Source organism: Flavobacterium sp. CHNK8 (assembly GCF_019774515.1).
In the GTDB taxonomy this organism is placed as follows: Bacteria; Bacteroidota; Bacteroidia; order Flavobacteriales; family Flavobacteriaceae; genus Flavobacterium; species Flavobacterium tiangeerense.
This window is the reverse complement of record NZ_CP081492.1, coordinates 2,603,354-2,623,773: the sequence shown is the minus strand read 5'-3', so window position 1 is coordinate 2,623,773 and position 20,420 is coordinate 2,603,354. Positions and strand designations below refer to the sequence as shown.

The window sequence follows — 20,420 nt, the reverse complement described above, 5'->3', positions numbered from 1 at the left end:
TTTTGTGGTCTAATTGATAGCTTATTTTGAAAAACATACTCATAATTGACGATGAAGAAAAACTTCGAGGATTGCTTGCTCGAATAGTAAAATCAGAAGGTTTTCATGTCATTGAAGCTCCCGATTTGAAATCAGGGTTTAAAAAATTAGAACACAACGATATTGATGTGGTACTGTGTGATGTTAAACTTCCAGATGGAAATGGTGTAGATTTTGTAAGCAAGATTAAAGAATCCTTTCCCGTTGTTGAGGTTATTTTATTGACAGCTTTTGGAAATATTTCCGATGGTGTTCAGGCCATGAAAAATGGCGCTTTTGATTATATTGTTAAAGGCGATGATAATGACAGAATACTGCCTCTGCTATATAAAGCTCTTGAAAAATCAGAATTGCAACGTAAAGTTGTGATACTCGAAAAACGAATTTCAGATAAATTTTCATTCCATACCATAATTGGAAAATCAAAAGCTTTGCAACAAGTAATTGAACTTGCTAAAAAAGTAGCCGTTACAGATTCAACAGTCTTATTAACAGGAGAAACAGGAACCGGAAAAGAAGTTTTTGCACAAGCGATTCACGAAAACAGCAATCGAGTAGGGAAGTCCTTTGTGGCTTTGAACTGCAGTACTTTCAGTAAGGAAATTCTCGAAAGTGAATTATTTGGACACAAGCAAGGTGCTTTTACGGGAGCACTAAAAGATAAAAAAGGGTTTATTGAAGAAGCGCACGGCGGGACTTTATTTTTGGATGAAATAGGAGAAATGCCTATTGATTTGCAAGCTAAATTGCTTCGTGTTTTAGAAACGAATGAATACATTCCTGTTGGAGGAACTACTGTGAAAAAATCTAACTTTCGTTTGATTGCGGCTACAAATCGGGATTTGAAAGCAGAAAGTGAAGCACATCGTTTTCGTTCTGATCTTTTTTTTAGACTAAATATTTTCGAGATTAAAATTCCACCTTTGCGCGAAAGAGTAAAAGACATAGCTCCATTAGCCCAAAGTTTTGCAATTCAATTCTCGGCTAAAACCAATAAAAAAACAGTTCAAATTGATGCTGATTTTCTTCATAAACTAGAAACGTACCAATGGCCAGGAAATGTAAGGGAACTTAAAAACGTGATTGAACGTTCTGTTATTTTAGTTACTAACGAGATTTTAACTCAAGATTTGCTGCCTTACGAAATACAACATCAAACTGTCAAAGACAACAAGATAGTCTCCGCTTTTTCTATAGGAAGTGTCGAAAAATTACACATTCAAAAAGTTTTGAATTATACAAAAGGCAACAAAGCCGAAACGGCACGGTTACTAGAAATTGGTATTGCCACACTTTACAGAAAATTAGACGAATACAATATTCATTAAAATCATATTATTTTGAGAAAAGCCTATCATTTTGATAGGCTTTTTTTATGCTTTTTTTTGGCATAAAAACTTCAAAATCCTAATTGACAAAGCTTTGAGGTGTGCTATGGTATTTTGGAATGCATTTTGGCATAAGCGATGAAGAACATAATAAATCATTCTTATGAAAAATCAAGTCACCACGATTTACAAACAAGCAGAACGCTTCGCCGAAATCACCAAGACTGCCATTATTACGGGAAATATTTCCAGAGCAAAAAAATGTCTGGCACTCGCTGAACGTTTATTGGCAACAGGAAGCAACGAAACAAAAATTGCTATTTCCAATGTCTATCTTTTTTCGGTTTCCTCTTTTATGGAAATGCGTCATTGCACAATTTCAGATCTTTTTCCAAAATCTTTGAAGGCGGAATACATCAAGCAAATTAATGCTTCCGGAGTATAACGAGGCTAATAAATTGTCTAAAAGTCCAATAATTCAATAATCTAAAATTATGATCATCACAATCCTTTTACTCGCACTAGCCGTTTTGTTATTTGCGATATGTTTTAAATCTGTCGAATTTTTTGAAAAAATCTAAATTATGACTGCACTATTTATTATTGCACTTGTTGTTTTCGGCTATTTGGTTTATGTATTAATCAAGCCCGAAAAATTTTAAGCATGTGAAATGTAATTAGTGAGAAGTGAAAAGTTGAAAGAATCTCTTTGCAGTACAACCTACATCTCACGGATCACAACTTACATTTTACAATTCATGTTTCACCATTAACAAATTACATCTTATGAATACAGAATTATTTGGTGTCATCAGCATTTTTATCGTCTCTATAGTTTTGGCTATTCCTATTGGAAGGTATATAGCTAAAGTTTTTAAGGGAGATCAAACAGTACTGGACCCGATTTTTAATCCAATTGAGAAATTTATTTTCAAAATAAGTGGCATCAATTCCACCGAAGAAATGAACTGGAAACAACATTTGAAAGCGTTGTTAAGCGTGAATATGGTTTGGTTCTTTCTTTGCTTTTTTGTGTTGTTATTTCAAGGTTCAATGCCCTTGAATCCAGATAACAATCCAAATATGACTCCCGATTTGGCATTCAATACCGCTATTTCGTTTATGGTAAATTGCAATTTACAACATTACTCTGGCGAAACAGGCGTTTCTTATTTGTCACAAATGATATTGATGTTCCTGCAATTTGTTTCTGCAGGTGTCGGCATGGCAGCCGCAGCAATGGTTTTTACTGCAATGAAAGAAAGAACCACTGATAAATTGGGCAACTTTTATAACTATTTTATCAAAAGCTGTACTCGAATTTTACTGCCTCTTTCTGCTCTTGTAGCCATCGCTTTGTTATTTAGCGGAACTCCAATGACTTTTGAAGGAAAAGATACAATTACCAATTTACAAGGTGATTCAGTGTCAGTTTCCCGAGGACCAGCCGCAGCATTTATCGCTATAAAACATATAGGAACGAATGGTGGTGGATTTTTTGGAGCCAATTCGGCTCATCCATTAGAGAATCCTACTTATTTTAGTAATGCAGTTGAACTTTGGGCACAATTAATCATTCCGTTTGCTATGATTTTTGCTTTGGGTTTTTATCTAAAGAAAAGAAGGCTGTCCTACGTAGTTTTTGGTGTGATGACTATTGGGTTTTTACTTTTAGTTATTCCAACAGTTATTAGTGAACTCAACGGAAACCCAGCTATCGAAAAAATGGGAATTGCCCAAACAACCGGAGCCATGGAAGGCAAAGAAGTTCGTTTTGGACCCGCTATTTCTGGATTTTGGAGCATTGCTACCACCGTAATTTCTACAGGTTCGGTCAATAGTATGCATGACAGCTCGATGCCGGTTTCTGGTTCGATGCAATTATTAGCTATGATGGTCAACGCCTTTTATGGTGGTTGCGGCGTAGGATTTTTGAACTTCTATATTTTTATCATTCTAGCGGTCTTTATTTCGGGATTAATGGTGGGACGAACACCAGAATTTTTAGGAAAGAAAATTGAAGCCCGAGAAGTCAAAATTGCTGCTTTCATTGCCATTCTTCACCCTTTATTGATATTGTCAGGAACGGCTTTGGCATCTTATTTTGCTGCAAATGATACTGCAATGGGCTACTGGTTTAGCGGTAATGCCACTGGCTGGTTGAACAATCCTGGTAATCACGGATTTTCGGAAATGTTATACGAATATACTTCGAGCGCAGCCAACAACGGTTCTGGATTTGAAGGTTTGGGCGACAATAATCCTTTTTGGAATATCACCACAGGAATCGTGTTGTTATTGAGTCGTTTCCTTCCTATCATTGGGCCATTGGCTATCGCAGGATTGTTGGCCAATAAAAAATATATTCCTGAAAGTGCTGGAACTTTAAAAACAGACACGACCATTTTTGGAGTTATGGTTTTTGCCGTAATCGCCATTATTGCAGCCTTATCTTTCTTCCCAGCATTAGCCCTTGGACCTTTAGCGGAGTACTTTACATTAAAATAATAATAAAAATGAATAACAATAAATCCAATTCATTATTCGAAAGTAAGCAAGTAAAAGAGGCGCTAGTACAGTCTTTTGTAAAGCTAAACCCTAAAATAATGTTCAAGAATCCGGTCATGTTCACCGTTGAAATTGGAACTGCCATTATGCTTGCTGTGTGTATTGCCATTTTATTTGGCGCACAAGACCAAGGTAGTTTTACTTATAATTTCATTGTATTTTTAATTTTGTTAGCAACGCTTTTATTTGCCAATTTTGCTGAGGCTATTGCCGAAGCAAGAGGAAAAGCACAAGCGGATAGTTTGAGAAAAACACGGGAAGAAACACCCGCAAGACAAGTTTTAGCCAATGGCGAAATTAAGAATATCAGTTCTTCACAATTAAAGAAAGGCGATGTTTTTGTTTGTGAAGCAGGGGATTTAATTGCAACTGATGGTGAAATTATCGAAGGATTGGCCACTATAGATGAAAGTGCGATTACCGGAGAAAGTGCTCCTGTCATTCGGGAAGCGGGTGGCGATAAATCATCAGTTACCGGCGGAACTAAAGTGTTATCAGACAAAATCAAAGTTATCGTAACTAACGAACCAGGAGAAAGTTTCTTGGATAAAATGATAGCTTTGGTTGAAGGCGCAAGCCGCCAGAAAACGCCTAATGAAATTGCATTAACTATTTTGTTGGCTGCCTTTACATTAATCTTTGTGATTGTTTGCGTGACCTTGAAACCGTTTGCTGATTACGCGAATGCTCCGATAACAATAGCTGCATTCATTTCTCTTTTTGTTTGTTTGATTCCAACAACGATTGGCGGTTTGTTATCAGCCATTGGAATTGCAGGAATGGATAGGGCTTTGCGTGCTAATGTAATTACCAAATCAGGAAAAGCGGTGGAAACTGCCGGAGATATTGATGTATTGCTTCTGGATAAAACGGGAACAATCACCATTGGAAATAGAAAAGCGACTCGTTTTTATCCAGCAAAAGGAATATCGGAAGATGATTTTATCAAATCTGCAGTTTTGAGTTCGCTGGCTGATGACACGCCCGAAGGCAAAAGTATTGTGGAACTGGCAGGAATTGAAGTGGCAAACAAACTATCTATTGAAGGCGCCACTTTAATCAAGTTTACTGCCGAAACCAGAACCAGCGGTGTTGTTTTAAAAGACGGAACCGATATTAGAAAAGGTGCTCAGGATGCTGCAAAAAATATTGCATTGAAAGCGGGAACAATTTTCCCCGAGGATATTGCACAAGCAGTGATTGCTATTTCATCAAAAGGAGGAACTCCATTGGTGGTAGTAAAAAATGCTCAAGTGCAAGGTGTTATTGAACTGCAGGACATTATCAAAACGGGAATGAAAGAACGTTTTGAGCGTTTGAGAAAAATGGGTGTAAAAACGGTGATGGTAACCGGAGATAATCCGTTGACAGCCAAATTTATTGCCGAAGCTGCTGGTGTAGATGATTTTATTGCCGAAGCCAAACCTGAGGATAAAATGAATTACATCAAAAACGAACAAGAACAAGGCAAGCTAGTAGCGATGATGGGTGATGGAACTAATGATGCACCTGCTTTGGCGCAAGCCAATGTTGGTGTGGCCATGAATAGCGGAACACAAGCAGCTAAAGAAGCCGGAAACATGGTCGATCTTGACAATGATCCCACCAAGTTAATTGAAATCATTGAAATAGGAAAACAATTATTGATGACCAGAGGAACGCTTACTACTTTCTCTATTGCGAATGATGTGGCTAAATATTTTGCCATTGTTCCTGCGCTTTTCATCACGGCAATTCCTGCTCTTGAAGGATTAAATATTATGGGCTTACACAGTCCAGAAAGTGCGATTTTATCAGCTGTGATTTTCAATGCGATTATCATTCCAATATTGATTCCGCTTGCGCTAAAAGGAGTTGATTATAAACCGATCGGTGCGAGTGCTATTTTAAAGCGAAACCTATTGATTTATGGTCTTGGTGGCTTGATCATCCCATTTATTGGAATTAAAATAATTGATTTGGTTGTAGCATTATTTATGTAAATTCAAACCTAACTGGTTTCGAAAACGGGTTAGGTTTCATAAAAAAACAAAAGAAAATGAAAAATATATTTTCAATATTAAAATTCACCTTATTTATGGTGGTATTGTTAGCGGTTATTTACCCAATGGCAATTTTTGGAATAGCACAATTGGCTCCCAACAAAGGAAAAGGAGAAACAATTACTGTAAACGGAAAAGTGGTGGGGTATCAAAAAATTGGACAAAAATTCGATAAATCCAACTACTTTTGGGGAAGACCTTCGGCCGTGGATTATAATGCGGCGGGAAGCGCTGGAAGTAATAAAGGACCGAGTAATCCGGATTATTTAGCATTGGTGCAAAAAAGAATCGACACTTTTTTAATCGTGCATCCTTATCTTAAAAAATCAGAGATTCCTGCGGATATGGTGACGGCTTCGGGAAGTGGGTTAGACCCTAATATTTCACCGCAAGGAGCATTGGTTCAGGTAAAAAGGGTGGCGAAAGAAAGAAACCTATCAGAAGAAAAAGTAAAAGCTTTGGTGCAAACTAAAATCAATACACCAGCAGTAATAGGAACTGCAACCGTAAATGTTCTAGAATTGAATGTGGCCTTGGACGAATTGAAATAGGAATGATTTCAATAGAAAAGAGAATGGCAAATTAAAAAACAAGGTCTTTAAAAACGAGATGCCCTAGCCCCGATAGAAGGGAAAATCCTTTTGTCTCGTTTTTTTGCGAGACAAAAGATTGGAATGATAGCGGGATTAGCTTCTAAAAATAATAAAAATGAAAAATATAATAAGTATCGCTTTAATAGCTTTTGGGGTATCAACAGTGAGTGCACAAGAAACTGAAAAAACACAAAGTCCTTTCACGTTTTCGGGTTATTTAGAAACGTATTACAGTTATGATTTTGGAGAACCAGACAATCATGTAAGGCCTGGATTTATTTACAGTCATAACAAACACAACGAAGTCAATTTGAATTTAGGATTGGCAAAGGTAAATTATGCTAAAGACAATGTTCGCGGGAATTTTGCCTTAATGGCCGGAACGTATGCCCAATACAATTTAGCAGCAGAACAGGATTTACTAAGAAATGTGTATGAAGCGAATGTGGGTGTGAAAATTTCGTCGAAACACAATCTGTGGGTTGATGCGGGAATTATGCCGTCACATATTGGTTTTGAAAGCGCTATTGGTAAAGATTGCGCCACTTTGACTAGAAGTATTTTGGCTGACAATTCTCCGTATTATGAAGCGGGTGTGAAAATTGGATATACTTCAAAAAGCGAAAAATGGTATTTGGCCGCCATGTATTTAAACGGATGGCAACGCATCCAAAAAATTGATGGCAACCAAACACCGGCTTTTGGTACACAAGTAACCTATAAACCTACTGCCAAAACCACATTAAACTGGAGTACGTATGTTGGGAATGAACAACCGGATAATGTAAAAAAATGGCGTTATTTCAATAATTTTTACGGACAATTTAAAGTGTCTGAAAAAACAAGTTTAACAGCTGGTTTTGATATTGGAGCGCAACAAAAAGTAACAGAAAGTGACCAATATGATGTTTGGTTTGCACCGATTTTAATAGCGCAATACAAACCGACAACTAAAATCCAATTGGCAGCAAGAGCTGAGTATTACGCGGATGAAAAAGGAGTAATAATAGCAACAGCAACACCAAACGGATTTAAAACATACGGTTTCTCCACAAATTTTGATTATTTAGTTACCGATAATGTGATGTTTAGATTAGAGGCAAGAACTTTGAATAGTAAAGACGATATCTTTTTGAAAAACACGGATCCTAACAATCAAAATGTATTTTTAACGACAGCATTGGCTATTTCTTTTTAATTTTTTTTCTAAAATTTAAAATCCTAAAACCAAATTGGACAACGAAAAAGAAAATAATGTCAAGCACTTTCTTGATTTAATTCAGAAATCACGAAAAGGAAAGTTTAAAGTCTACATCGGTATGAGTGCCGGTGTGGGCAAAACTTTCAGGATGTTACAGGAAGCACATACGCTGTTAAAAAATGGTATCGATGTAAAGATTGGGTTTATAGAAACGCACAATCGGAAAGAAACACACGAACTACTAGAGGGTTTACCGGTCATTCCAAGGCGAACCCTTTTTTACAAAGGGAAACTGCTTGAAGAAATGGATTTACAAGCCATTATCAATTTGCGTCCAGAAGTGGTTATTGTAGATGAATTAGCGCATACGAATATAGAAGGAAGCAAAAACGAAAAACGTTGGCAGGATGTTTTGGAGATTTTAGAAGCAGGCATAAATGTGATTTCGGCTGTGAATATTCAGCACTTAGAAAGTTTAAATGCAGACGTAAAAAGCATTACGAATATTGATGTTCAGGAACGAATTCCGGACAGTGTTTTGAAATTGGCAGATGAGGTGGTGAATATTGATTTGACTTCAGATGAGTTGATTACGCGTTTAAAAGAAGGTAAAATCTATACCGCAGATAAAATCGCTACGGCGCTGAATAATTTTTTTAAATCCGATCAAATTTTACAATTACGGGAATTGGCCTTGAAGGAAGTAGCGAGTCAAGTCAATAGGAAAGTGGAAAGTGAAGTGCCCAAAAGCCTTGCAGTAAAACATGAAAGATTGCTGGCTTGTATCAGCAGTAACGACAAAATCGCTAAGACAATCATAAGAAAAACGGCCCGATTAGCTAGTTATTACAACAGCAAATGGTGTGTTTTGTATGTAGAAACACCCAAAGAAAGCAGCGATAAGATTGCGCTCGACAAACAGCGGCATCTGATAAATAATTTTAAATTGGCTACACAACTTGGTGCCGAAGTAATTAAAGTTCAGAATACTCATATAACAGATGCAATTTTAGAGGTGGTCGCTCAAAAACAAATTACTACTGTTTGCATCGGCAAACCGCATTTGAGTTTATTTAAAGTAATTTTATCGACAACTGTTTTCAATAAATTGTTGAACAACCTATCGTCTTCTAATATTGATCTTATAATTCTATCTTATAATTCTATCTTAAAATGAAAATTAAAACCAAATTAAACCTGGGTGTTGGATTACTTTTTCTAATGATAATCATACTTTCACTAGTAGCGGCATTTTATATTTTTTCGATAAAAAAAGATACCGAAAATATTCTGAAAGCCAATTATAACACGCTAGAATATTCTCGAAACATGCTTCTTTCGTTAGATGAAATTAACGGGAATGAAGAAAAGGCAATTATTATTTTTGAAACCAATATTACCAAACAAATTGCCAATATTACAGAGGCTGGCGAAGACAAAGCGACCTATAATTTGCAGAAAAATTTTGATTTATTGAAGAAAAATAGAACTGATGAAACCTTAAAAAGCCAAATTCGTCAAGACATTTTCAAGATTATGAAATTGAATATGAATGCAATAAAAGAAAAAAGTGATATTGCAAAACACACAGCAGAGACTGCTAATTTTTGGATTGCAGTAACAGGAACACTTTGCTTTTTGATAGCGTTCAATTTATTAGTGAATTTGCCCAATAATATCGCCAATCCAATAAAAGAACTCACGGACAGTATCAAGCAAATAGCCAATAAAAACTATTCACAACGAGTGCATTTTATGAACCACAATGAATTTGGAGATTTAGCGAAATCATTCAATACCATGGCCGAAAAACTGCAGGAATACAATAATAGTAATTTGTATAAACTGTCATTTGAAAAGAAAAGACTAGAAACTTTAATCAACAACATGCATGACCCAATTATCGGGTTAGACAATCAAGGTTTGATTTTATTTGCAAATGATGAGGCTTTAAAAATAATTGGTTTAAAATCAGAGGACGTTATGGGTAAACTCGTAACAACTCTTGCTCTAACCAATGATTTGATGAAATCGTTAGTAATTAAGGATCTGTCGGACGAAAAACAGAAATCGCTTCCCATGAAAATTTTTGCTGATGGCAAAGAAAGTTACTTCGAAAAAGAAACCATAAACATTACCATTAAACCCACAGGAGAAGATCAAATTATTGACATTGGTAATGTTATTATTTTAAGAAATATTACTGTTTTTAAAGAACTGGATTTTGCTAAAACCAATTTTATTGCTACCGTTTCGCACGAATTGAAAACCCCGATTTCATCCATAAAATTAAGTTTACAATTACTTGAAAAAGCAGAAACAGGCAACATTAACGAAGATCAAAAGCAATTAATAGAAAGCATTAAAGACGATAGTCAGCGGTTATTAAAAATTACGGGAGAACTGTTAGAATTGTCTCAGTTAGAAACCGGGAATATAAAGCTGAATATGGAGAATAGTAATCCCTATGAAATTATGAACTACGCTGCCGAAGCCGTAAAAGTGCAAGCAGAACAAAAACAAATTGAACTAGTTGTCGAGACTGATCAAAATTTACCGGATATAAAAGCGGATAGTGAAAAAACTGCTTGGGTTTTGATTAATTTTTTAACCAATGCAATTACGTATTCAACAGAAAACAGTACGATAATTGTAAAGGTTATAAATGAAAACCATCAAGTTGTTTTTCAAGTGATTGATACTGGAAAAGGAATTGATACCCGTTATAAAACTAAAATTTTTGATAAGTATTTCCAAGTTCCGGGTAGCCAAAAATCTGGAACAGGACTTGGTTTAGCCATTAGCAAAGAATTTATTGAAGCACAAAACGGAATTATTGGAGTAGAAAGTGAATTAGGACTTGGTAGTACTTTTTATTTTAAGCTTCCTAGTAATGTTCATTAATGAGAATATCTCAAAGATCAAAGACGTTGAAAACATTGGTTATCGGATAATTATGAAAATGAAAGAGCTTGAGGAGATTTTCTTAAAAGGAACAAGGGTACAAACCATGTAAGATTAGATACTTAAAAATATTTTTATTTGTACTGTTTTAATTATAGATTAGCAAAAGTAAAATGATAACGTTAGTCAGACAAGTCAACACGGTTTTGGTGTGATATGTCTGATTTTGTTAGACGGATATACAATTTGAGCGTCATTATAAAAGACGACTTTAAAACCAAATTAACTATATGAAAAAAATTATTTTAATTGTCTTGTTAGCCTTTGCAACAAATAGTTACTGTCAAGAATTAATGGACAATGAAACTGTTTACAAATTTACTGAAGTTGATGAGAAACCTGACTTCGAAGGAGGAATGGAAAAGTTTTATAAATTTGTTGGAAAGAATTTTGTCGCGCCAGAAAAATCGGGATTGAAAGGAAAAACAATAATTGAATTTATAATAGAAAAAGATGGTTCATTAACTAATATGAAAATAACACAAGATATTGGTTATGGAACTGCCGAAGAAGTTTTACGTGTCTTTAAATTATGCCCAAATTGGAAACCCGCTAAAAAGAATAATCAATTAGTTCGAACTTTATTTGTTTTCCCAATAACAATTAACGTAGAATAAGGCCGTAAAACCAGCGTTTGGCAATATGGCGGGTTTAGGCTTAATTTTAAGTTGTTTTTGTAGATGCAAAACCTTGCCTATAATCGAAAAATGAGTCTTTATCAATACCCAACCTCGCCAAGCGCCTGAACTTTAGCATGAATAGTAACCAAAATTCCTTATAAAACTGAATATATGAAAAATAAAATTTCACTATTATTTTTTTTGATTTGTATAACAATAAATGCTCAGAACAAAGACATGTCAGATGTTTTTCAAAGAGAATTTTTGAAAATAAATTCATATCCAGTAGAGAGTGTTGCAGAATATTATTCTGATCTTATAAATTTCTTAATGACAAAAGACACTAAAGAAAAAAATAGAAAATTTGGCTACATTTCAAAAAACGGGAAAGTTTTTAAAACTGCGGAATTTGATTATGCATCTGATTTTAAAGGAGATTATGCAAATGTTGTTAAAGACTCTATTCCAGGGTTACTGTTTAAAAATGGAAAAACAAAATATTTTCCAGATTATTCAATTACTTATTGGAATGAAGACGATTTGGGTTTAGTGATACAAAATGAAAAATATGGGTTCATAAATAGAAAGGGAAAAATTATTGTTCCTTTGATTTATGACGATGCATTCCCATTTTATAATGGGTTTGCGTCAGTAAAAAAAGGTAAAAAATGGTTTTACATAGATAAAAATGGTAATGAACTGCAATTTTTAGAAAAATTTGAAACTTCGTATAAACCGATATTAAGTAATCTTGTTTTGGTAAGTGATGATAAGAAAAACAAGCTTAAAAAAGGACAATTAAAATCAATTGCAACTGGATTAACAGAATTTTTGACAAATGTAAAAGCCAGTGATTATCCTGAAAATTTATATGACATACAAAATAACAAACTTCTAGTTTTTTCTGATTATGATGAAATTTCAGGTTATTTTGAAAATGGTTTGATGAAGGTTGTTAAAAATGGAAAAATAGGATATGTAAATAAAGACAATAAAATTATCATTCCTTTAATCTACGATCAAGTTAAGAATATTTCAGAAAATAAAATAATTGCAGAAAAAGATGGTTTTTGGGGAGCAATTGATCTAAATAATCTAACAATCATTCCTTTTGAATATAAACATTTGAATCCTTTTCATGAAGATTTAGCATTTTTTAGTAAAGATACAAATAGTAAGAAAATTGGTTATATTAATTCCTCAAATCAAATAGTTATTCAACCTGATTTAGAATTTTGCTGGCATGGCAATTTTAGTAACGGAATTGCAGTTGCAAAAAAAGATGGAAAATTCGGATACATTGACAAAAAAGGAATTTTTTTTATTTCAAATATTTATAAAGAAGCATTCCCTTTCAGAAATAATATTGCGCTGGTAAAACTAGGAAATAACGAAAAATTTACTTTTATCAATGAAAAAGGTGAAAGCATCATTAATAAAGAATATAAACAACTATATCCTATTAAAAATGGATTTGCAAGATTTGTTGAATAAAATTCGATCACTCGGATTTACATTTTTTGTACACAATGTATGCGCACAAAGTAAGAAGATTAGAAAATTATATTAATGAATAATAATTTAGAGTTTCTAATTGGAATGGGTACGGTTAATAATCCGCTTCAGCAGTGTTATTATGAAAATGAAAAAGCTTGTGGAGATTTTCATAAAAGGAACAAGGGTACAAACCATGTAAGATTGTAAACTTAAAAATATTTTTATTTGTAATAATTTAATTATAGATTAGCAAAAGCAAAATGATAACGTTTGTCAGACAAGCCAACCCGGTTTTGGTGTGATGTGTTTGATTTTGTGAGGCCTATATACTAGTTACCTGCAAGCGTAAAAAAATCGTAATTAAAACAATATTATGAGTAAAAAACAAAAATCTTACGTAGTAAAAGTTCCAGTTTACACTTCTGAAATTATTGAGAATGCTCAAGACCTTTTTGGCGGAATTACTTATAATGATATGCATCACTATTTAGTGAAAAACTTAAAAATTTTTACTAAAAGTGAGCCTCTAAGTTTTGACAATCGAAATAAGACTAAACGAACTGTCATAGATAAGGTAGATTTTTCAGAACACGATTCGGGAATTAATAAAGCTTTATTGCTCAAAATCTCAGCTTATAGTACAAATTTATATGATGGATATTTTGAAGCAGAAGAAAAAATAAACTTTCAGAAAGATTATAAAATCGGAAGTGATACAAATTTTATAATGATTTATCCAATTATAAAAGGAATTGATAGAACGAAGTATCATCATTATTTCATTATTTTAATTTACGAAGATCCAACAAAGAACAATGAAGAAATTTCAAAAATTGCAAAAGTAGTTCTTGGCAAAATTTTACGAACACCTATTGCAAATATTAAACTTCCAACTCTACTTGAAGAACTGAGAACAATTCCAACAATTCCAGACTTAAAAATTAAATATTCTTCAATTTATAATAACGAAAATGAAGTTGATGTTATGTACAGAGAATATTTGGTAGATGGAAAAATCAAAAAAGAAAAAGAAGATCATTTTAAGAATATTCCATTTAACAAAGCTGAACAATTAATAAACGAACCTGAAGAAGATGGTTATCAAAAAAAAGAAGCTAAACTCACTGTTGGTAAAAAAGAATATAAAATTACAAGAGAACTAATAAATGAAGCAAGTGATGTTTTGAAAGAAGCAGCAGAAAAGGTTTTTAATGCTACAACTTCAATAACTCAAGAAGAACTTGACAAAGATGTTCACAACACCGATTTTATTTTCTCGAAGCTATTACCTATCTTAGAGAATTATATGAGTACAAATGATGAAAATTAGTCAAATAAATGATTTGTTTAACGATTTATGGAATTTCCATCTCGTTTTATTTGGAATTGCGTTGTCAATATTTACGTTATTGTATTCCTTCATCCTTAGCAAAAGAGATGAAATAAGAAATATTGCTGAACAAGTTAAATCAGGTGACAAAAATCCTTTACTTTCTCAAAAAGAAAACTTCGCAATAAAATATATTAAACGATTAAAATCAATCAACGATAAAATTGTTGTTATCGTGATTTTATCATTAATATTTTTTATTATTTCTTGGGTTTTACAAAGGATCGTTTTTGATTATTACTTTTGTATAAAATTATATTCGCTTTACGTTGTAAGTTTTATTACAATTTGTTTGTTAATATATCTAATTTATATGTTTTCAATAATTTATAAATATTATAAAGATGAAACTGCGATTTAATAAAACGCCAGTAGGTAACAGATAAGGTTTCGTTGCGGCTGCAAGCCGAACAATGAGACCCGTGTTGAACGGAACCGGCAATTATTTTGTAATATGGAGTTATCGAAAAGTGTAAATAAGGCTATTTGAGAAGTGTTTCTATTTTTATTATGGAATTATCGACAATAAATTGATAATCAATTAAGTAATCCAGATAAAAACGTCCTTATTCTATTGCAAAAATACAAAAAATAGTTTTTGAATTTGTTTTTAATGGTTGTTTTTGAAAGGAATTTATTTTAAGGCTCACAAGCTACCGTAGGTTTAGTTCAACACACGCTACAACGGATTTGGGCAATTGGTTTAATGGAAAGATGGTTTTGTATTTGGCAATTTATTGATTATCCGAAAATATTTACTTTATTTAGCCCGACGATCGCTTACTTGCGGAACGTTGTGCGGCAGTTAATGAAAAACGAACGTAATAATATGAAAGTTAAAATATTAGCATTGTTGGTTATTTTTATCCAATCAGCATTTTCCCAATCAAAAAACGAATATTTAAAAAATAATCGTTTCGACTTAATGAAATCAGATTTTGAATTTCCTCAAAAAAATTTTAAAATAATGGGTTTTGGTGCTTATCATGGAAGCCAGGAAACGGAAAATATAGAAAATACTTTACTTAAAAATCTCATCAAAAATAAAAAAATAAAATATTACTTGCCTGAAACCGATTTTGGAATTGCTCATTATTTTAACCAGTATTTAAAATCTGGTGACACAATTTTATTGAAAGACTTGGTAAAGCATTATGGAAATAGAGTTCCACAAGAAAAAACTATAGAAACTTACAATAAATGGAAAAATATCAAAAAAATTAATGATAATCAATTAGCAAAAGATAAAATTGAAGTTGTTGGAATTGACTTTATTGTAACATATAAATATACATCAAAACTTCTAATAGAGTTATTTCAAACAGAAAAAGGCAAATATGAATCGTATGATAATTTAGTGGCAATGGTGAAAATTGACACAACCGATTATTCGCCAAACTATGACAGCTATTCTAAAACTATTTTAAAAAACTTTTTGGCTGATTATGAAAATAACAAACCTTATTTTCAATCTATTTCAAAAAATCAAAAAATCATCGATAACTTAATTGAAAATATAAATCTAACATTTAAAAAACGAGATAGAGAAAAAACAATTTATGATAATTATTTATTTTTAAATAGTTTATATGATTTTAAATCTAATCCTCATTTTGTAAGAATGGGATTTTTCCACATTGAAAAAGATAGAGAAAATAATTATCCATCATTTTTTACAAGGTTGATAGAAAACAGCATTTACAAAAAGGAAGAAATTATTTCAATTGCGGGATTTTTAACCAAAAGTAGAGTGCTTTGGGATTTAAAATATGACGAAAACAAGAAATATATTGGCTACACAACTGAAGGTGGATATGGTATTGGTGATTATTGGAAAGAATATTTCAAAGGAATAAATAAACTTAAAATCAACAGATTATCAAATTTAACACTTTATCGTTTGAATAATGAAAATTCACCTTATAAAAAAAATCAAACTGATTTAATGGAAATAAAATTATTTCTTAAAAAGTCAAACAAAAACGATTTGAAAGGTAAAACAACGACTGATTATTTTGATTATGCAATATTAATAAGTAATTCAAAAGCGAATAAACCAATAGAAGAATTAGACAAATAAATAACCGATCGCACAACAGCAGTTTGCAAAAATGGCAGGTTTTGGGCTTAATTTAAAGTTGGTTTTGTATTTGCAAAGTCAGTGAAAAACCGAAAATAATTTCTTTATTTACCCCGACCATCGCCTACTAGCAAGGTGTTGGATTTCAGTATATTTATAGACCTAAAAGACAGTCGTTAACAAAATAAAGTAACTATTTAAAAAGTATAAAAATGAAATTTATAAGTTTAAAAGAGAGTAAATATGTTTGGCTAATTATTATTGCATTGACAATAATTGCAATCTTATTTAAATCTATTTATAGACAATATATAACAGAGAACCATATACAAGATTTTGGAATATCAGACACATCACCAAACTTTTTTGCGGGACTACTAATTATGTTTTTTTATTTCACTCAAAATGTCTACAACAAAAATAAATTCATAAAAAATGCTTTTTTTGCTTTAGTAGGTCTTATTGGTTACGAACTTGTACAAGGAAACGTTTTAACATACAGAACTTTTGATTTTAGTGATATTGTTGCGTCAATAATCGGAGTAATTTTCGGTTACTTTATATGTATAGAATTAAATAATAGATCAATATTGCTCCCGAAAGAAAAAAGCCTGAACCGCTAACCGCAGTATGGCAAAATAGCGGGTTTAGTGCTAAATTGAACATTAGGAATTCTAATAAACATTAGTGTTTAGTTGAAAGTAAGTGATTATAAATCTGCCACTTCGCCAAGCTGAAAAACATTAAAAAATGACTAACTAACTTAATCACAGCATTTTTGAAGTTTATAAAAATTGTTTATACCTCCAAATGTTTAAATGTTTAAAATTTTTAAAACCTTAGTTAAGATCATAGTCTCGAATAAAGTATATCACTCATTAAATTCCATAAAAATACAATTACTACTTTTTAATGTAACAAATTGCTAAAAAAGCAACTAACTATTAAGAAAGTAAGAAAATATATTAAACCAACTAATAAAACTTCAACAATGAAAAACCTAAAAATTTCTTTGGTTGCTGCAGTCGTTCTTATGGCTTCGTGCAATAAAAAAGAAGAATTAATTTCGGGTGTTACCAAAAAAAATATGGACACGCTTGTGAATCCTGGTGACAACTTTGATGCCTATGTAAATGGAACCTGGGTAAAAAACAATAAAATTCCAGCAGATAAAACGTCTTACGGTGCTTTTGATATTTTGTATGATCAATCTCAAAAGGATGTAAAAGCAATTATCGAAGAAGCATCAAAAGGTACTTTTGCCGAAGGTTCAGACGAACAGAAAATTGGCGATTACTACAGCTCTTTCATGAATAGAAAAGACCGTGATGCCAAAGGAATTGCGCCAATTCAACCAGAATTGAAAAATATTGATGCTATTGCAAATTATACTGATTTGGCGGCTTATTTTGGAAAATCAAACAGAACAGGCGTTTCAATGCCTTTCTCTGTAGTGGTTACCGAAGATTTTAAAAACCCAAAACAGTACACATTAATGACTTGGCAAGGCGGATTAGGTCTTCCTGAAAGAGAATACTATTTGCAAGCCGATGCAAAAATGGTGGAAACACGTGCGAAATATGTAGCACATATAGAAAAAATGTTGCAGTTGGTGGGGCTTCCAAATGCAGCTGAAAGTGCTTCTAAAATCATGGCCTTGGAAACCGTATTGGCTACCAACCACATGAAAAAAGAGGAAACCAGAAACACGGCAAAACTATATAACAAATACAATGTAGCCGATTTGAAAAAGTTAATGGCCGATTTCGATTGGAATGCAATGCTTAAAAATGCAGGGATCGATAAAGAAAAAACAATCGTAATTTCTCAGGTGGAATATACCAAAAGCTTAAATACTATTATCAAAAACACACCAATTGATACTTGGAAAACGTACCTTAAATGGAGTTTGATTAACAACACTGCCAATTATTTAACAACAGCTTTAGACAAACAAAATTTTGACTTTTACGGAAAAACACTTTACGGTACAGAAGCTCAGGAAGAAGATTGGAAAAGAGGTGTAAGCAGTGTTAACGGTGGTTTGGGAGAGATTGTGGGTAAAGTATATGTGAAAAAGCATTTCTCGCCAGAAGCAAAAGAACGCATGACCGGAATGGTTAAAAATCTTTTGAAAGCGTATGCCGAAAGCATTAAGAAGCTAGATTGGATGAGTGCAAACACCAAGAAAGAGGCGCTTGCCAAAGTAGATAAATTCATGATTAAAATTGGTTATCCAGACCAATGGAGAGATTATTCAGCATTAAAAGTAGCTAAAAACGATTTGTATGGAAATGCAGAAAGAGCTAGAGTATTTGAATACAACAGAATGTTAAACAAGTTAGGAAAACCTGTTGACAGAACAGAGTGGGGCATGACACCTCAAACGGTCAACGCCTATTACAATCCTACCTTAAACGAAATTGTATTTCCAGCAGCTATTTTGCAACCGCCTTTCTTTAATTTAAAAGCAGAAGACGCCGTAAATTATGGCGGAATTGGAGCGGTAATTGGTCATGAAATTGGTCATGGTTTTGACGATCAAGGAAGTACTTTTGATGGTGAAGGGGTTATGAGAAACTGGTGGACACCACAAGATTTAACTGCTTTTAAAGCCAAAACAAAATCATTAGTAGATCAATACAGTACTTTCAAAGTATTTCCAGATTTGAATCTTAACGGAGAGTTTACCCTTGGAGAAAACATTGGAGATTTGGGAGGATTAAGTATTGCAATTAAAGCCTACAAACTAAGCCTTAACGGAAAAGAAGCACCAGTTATGGATGGTTTCACAGGGATTCAGAGAGTGTTTTTAGGTTGGGGACAAGTGTGGTTGGACAAAAGCCGTGAAAAAGCAATACGCAATCAAATTGCTTCTGATCCACATTCGCCAGCTAAATTCAGAATTAATGCTGTAGTACGCAACGTTCCAGAATTTTACGAAGCATTTAAAATTAAGCCAACAGATTCACTTTATTTAGCAACTGATAAACGTGTTAAAATTTGGTAGATTATTTGATATCAAACGAAAGCCCAGCAGAAATGCTGGGCTTTTTTGTTTTAAAAAACATTTTGGCAAGTTCTATTTCAATTAAAGTAGAATCTAAAATTTTAATTTATGTTGATTTTTAATCGGTATAGTAAGGTTTTTTCTTTATGATCCAGCAGATTTTTTTAATTTTAAATACAATGGGGAACCATAGGTATTTCCTCCTATGTACGTTCGAATGGTAATTGTGCTAATTTCACCATCATCGTTACAGTCTTTGGTTTTAGTATACATTCCTGTAGTAGCTGAGTTAGAATTATCGGCTACAAATTTCAAGAATTAAAATTCTAAGTCCGAAAAATTTAATGTACAATTTAGCGTGTAGAACGTTACTTTTTTCCTTTTTCCATAAAGTAAATCAATTAATGAAATCGTTGTCAAAAAATAGAGTGTGAAAATTTACAAATAAAAGAACTTAAAATAAACAAAAAAGCTACAACAAATAAGAGTATCGTTGTAGCTTTTAAAAATAAAATAATGTTTTTTTATTCTTTTCCTCCGTCTAATTTATCTTGCCAATCTTTTAATTCTTGCCATTTTCCTTGGTATGCTAATTCAGCTTGTCTTGCCCAAGTTCCGGGTGTGTGAACAGAAAATCTTTCGCCACCTGAATCCAAAACATTTTGGAGTTTTTCAACAGAGGATTCAGACATAGCTTGCCAAGTTTTGATGCCTGCTGCGTGAAATAATTCCTCGATTTTTGGACCAATACCTTCTACAATTTTCAAATCATTTTCTTTGATTTTTTTTCCAAAAACCGAAGCTGCTAATTCGGAATCGAATAAAAATTTAGGCGCATCGGGTACAGTTGCAAAAGATTGAAAAGTTGCTTTTTTGGCATTTGCCAATTCAGCCTCTAAGTCGGCAATAGTTTTAGAATATTGATTTGATTTTTGCAAACAAGCATCCAAATCATTTTTCAAAGAACTTGAATCGGAATTGTTTTTGGACAACAACTTTCCTAACAAATAGCCTAATAAGGCACAAATTAACCCTATTATTAAGGGTATTAAGATACATGGTATATTCATAATTAAATGTGTTTTTGG

At 32.9% G+C, this 20,420-nt stretch carries 17 protein-coding genes; 15 read left to right on the top strand and 2 right to left on the bottom strand.

The genetic code is table 11. The annotated features are described in order from the left end of the window. The first annotated feature begins 23 nt into the window (after positions 1 to 23). From K5V07_RS11340 to K5V07_RS11270, 15 genes are all read left to right on the top strand, one after another. A complete protein-coding gene (locus K5V07_RS11340) occupies positions 24 to 1,367 on the top strand; it encodes a sigma-54 dependent transcriptional regulator (protein WP_221918180.1) in 1,344 nt (447 codons plus the stop codon). 163 nt (positions 1,368 to 1,530) lie between these two features. Further along, on the top strand, positions 1,531 to 1,812 hold the full coding sequence (locus K5V07_RS11335; RefSeq protein WP_144889023.1) for a hypothetical protein: 282 nt from the start codon (positions 1,531 to 1,533) through the stop codon (positions 1,810 to 1,812). 139 nt (positions 1,813 to 1,951) lie between these two features. Continuing rightward, positions 1,952 to 2,029, top strand: a complete 78-nt coding sequence (gene kdpF / locus K5V07_RS11330) for a K(+)-transporting ATPase subunit F (protein ID WP_086455241.1) — start codon at positions 1,952 to 1,954, stop codon at positions 2,027 to 2,029. Positions 2,030 to 2,153: 124 nt separating this feature from the next. Next, positions 2,154 to 3,875, top strand: coding sequence for a potassium-transporting ATPase subunit KdpA (gene kdpA, locus K5V07_RS11325; RefSeq protein ID WP_221917566.1), 1,722 nt, complete (start codon positions 2,154 to 2,156; stop codon positions 3,873 to 3,875). 8 nt (positions 3,876 to 3,883) lie between these two features. Continuing rightward, positions 3,884 to 5,917, top strand: a complete 2,034-nt coding sequence (gene kdpB, locus K5V07_RS11320) for a potassium-transporting ATPase subunit KdpB (protein ID WP_221917565.1) — start codon at positions 3,884 to 3,886, stop codon at positions 5,915 to 5,917. Between the two features lie 56 nt (positions 5,918 to 5,973). Beyond that, the gene (locus tag K5V07_RS11315) at positions 5,974 to 6,528 is read left to right on the top strand and encodes a K(+)-transporting ATPase subunit C (RefSeq protein ID WP_221917564.1); all 555 of its coding nucleotides are present in this window, start codon (positions 5,974 to 5,976) and stop codon (positions 6,526 to 6,528) included. A 157-nt stretch (positions 6,529 to 6,685) separates the two neighbouring features. Further along, on the top strand, positions 6,686 to 7,768 hold the full coding sequence (locus K5V07_RS11310) for a porin (RefSeq protein ID WP_221917563.1): 1,083 nt from the start codon (positions 6,686 to 6,688) through the stop codon (positions 7,766 to 7,768). A 34-nt stretch (positions 7,769 to 7,802) separates the two neighbouring features. Further along, entirely contained in the window at positions 7,803 to 8,948 is a 1,146-nt protein-coding gene (locus tag K5V07_RS11305; RefSeq protein ID WP_221917562.1) for a sensor protein KdpD, read from the top strand. Then, positions 8,945 to 10,675 (top strand): ATP-binding protein, encoded by a 1,731-nt coding sequence (locus tag K5V07_RS11300; RefSeq protein WP_221917561.1) that lies wholly within the window; start codon positions 8,945 to 8,947, stop codon positions 10,673 to 10,675. Before K5V07_RS11305 ends, K5V07_RS11300 begins: the two co-directional genes overlap by 4 nt. Positions 10,676 to 10,965: 290 nt before the next feature. Then, positions 10,966 to 11,352: an energy transducer TonB gene (locus tag K5V07_RS11295; protein ID WP_221917560.1), complete on the top strand. Its 387-nt coding sequence runs from the start codon at positions 10,966 to 10,968 to the stop codon at positions 11,350 to 11,352. A gap of 174 nt (positions 11,353 to 11,526) precedes the next feature. After that, a complete protein-coding gene (locus K5V07_RS11290) occupies positions 11,527 to 12,849 on the top strand; it encodes a WG repeat-containing protein (RefSeq protein ID WP_221917559.1) in 1,323 nt (440 codons plus the stop codon). Positions 12,850 to 13,225: 376 nt separating this feature from the next. Continuing rightward, complete coding sequence (locus K5V07_RS11285; protein ID WP_221917558.1) at positions 13,226 to 14,182, top strand: hypothetical protein; 957 nt, start codon at positions 13,226 to 13,228, stop codon at positions 14,180 to 14,182. 889 nt (positions 14,183 to 15,071) lie between these two features. Next, on the top strand, positions 15,072 to 16,322 hold the full coding sequence (locus tag K5V07_RS11280) for a hypothetical protein (RefSeq protein ID WP_221917557.1): 1,251 nt from the start codon (positions 15,072 to 15,074) through the stop codon (positions 16,320 to 16,322). Positions 16,323 to 16,534: 212 nt separating this feature from the next. Next, the gene (locus K5V07_RS11275) at positions 16,535 to 16,945 is read left to right on the top strand and encodes a hypothetical protein (protein WP_221917556.1); all 411 of its coding nucleotides are present in this window, start codon (positions 16,535 to 16,537) and stop codon (positions 16,943 to 16,945) included. A gap of 368 nt (positions 16,946 to 17,313) precedes the next feature. After that, positions 17,314 to 19,332 carry a M13 family metallopeptidase gene (locus tag K5V07_RS11270; protein WP_221917555.1) on the top strand — a complete coding sequence of 673 codons (2,019 nt, stop codon included), beginning with the start codon at positions 17,314 to 17,316 and terminating at the stop codon, positions 19,330 to 19,332. 144 nt (positions 19,333 to 19,476) lie between these two features. Here the strand turns inward: K5V07_RS11270 and K5V07_RS11265 are convergent, their stop codons facing one another. Both K5V07_RS11265 and K5V07_RS11260 read right to left on the bottom strand, forming a co-directional pair. Next, positions 19,477 to 19,647, bottom strand: a complete 171-nt coding sequence (locus K5V07_RS11265; protein ID WP_221917554.1) for a hypothetical protein — start codon at positions 19,645 to 19,647, stop codon at positions 19,477 to 19,479. A gap of 209 nt (positions 19,648 to 19,856) precedes the next feature. Beyond that, a complete protein-coding gene (locus K5V07_RS11260) occupies positions 19,857 to 20,402 on the bottom strand; it encodes a hypothetical protein (protein WP_221917553.1) in 546 nt (181 codons plus the stop codon). Between the last annotated feature and the right edge of the window lie 18 nt (positions 20,403 to 20,420).

Bases quoted from the DNA above. Each gene is read 5' to 3' on its own strand.
- K5V07_RS11275 (WP_221917556.1), top strand. From the start codon at position 16,535: ATGAAATTTATAAGTTTAAAAGAGAGTAAATATGTTTGGCTAATTATT.
- kdpA (WP_221917566.1), top strand. From the start codon at position 2,154: ATGAATACAGAATTATTTGGTGTCATCAGCATTTTTATCGTCTCTATA.
- K5V07_RS11290 (WP_221917559.1), top strand. From the start codon at position 11,527: ATGAAAAATAAAATTTCACTATTATTTTTTTTGATTTGTATAACAATA.
- K5V07_RS11270 (WP_221917555.1), top strand. From the start codon at position 17,314: ATGAAAAACCTAAAAATTTCTTTGGTTGCTGCAGTCGTTCTTATGGCT.
- K5V07_RS11335 (WP_144889023.1), top strand. From the start codon at position 1,531: ATGAAAAATCAAGTCACCACGATTTACAAACAAGCAGAACGCTTCGCC.
- kdpB (WP_221917565.1), top strand. From the start codon at position 3,884: ATGAATAACAATAAATCCAATTCATTATTCGAAAGTAAGCAAGTAAAA.
- kdpF (WP_086455241.1), top strand. From the start codon at position 1,952: ATGACTGCACTATTTATTATTGCACTTGTTGTTTTCGGCTATTTGGTT.
- K5V07_RS11295 (WP_221917560.1), top strand. From the start codon at position 10,966: ATGAAAAAAATTATTTTAATTGTCTTGTTAGCCTTTGCAACAAATAGT.
- K5V07_RS11260 (WP_221917553.1), bottom strand. From the start codon at position 20,402: ATGAATATACCATGTATCTTAATACCCTTAATAATAGGGTTAATTTGT.
- K5V07_RS11310 (WP_221917563.1), top strand. From the start codon at position 6,686: ATGAAAAATATAATAAGTATCGCTTTAATAGCTTTTGGGGTATCAACA.
- K5V07_RS11280 (WP_221917557.1), top strand. From the start codon at position 15,072: ATGAAAGTTAAAATATTAGCATTGTTGGTTATTTTTATCCAATCAGCA.
- K5V07_RS11315 (WP_221917564.1), top strand. From the start codon at position 5,974: ATGAAAAATATATTTTCAATATTAAAATTCACCTTATTTATGGTGGTA.
- K5V07_RS11300 (WP_221917561.1), top strand. From the start codon at position 8,945: ATGAAAATTAAAACCAAATTAAACCTGGGTGTTGGATTACTTTTTCTA.
- K5V07_RS11285 (WP_221917558.1), top strand. From the start codon at position 13,226: ATGAGTAAAAAACAAAAATCTTACGTAGTAAAAGTTCCAGTTTACACT.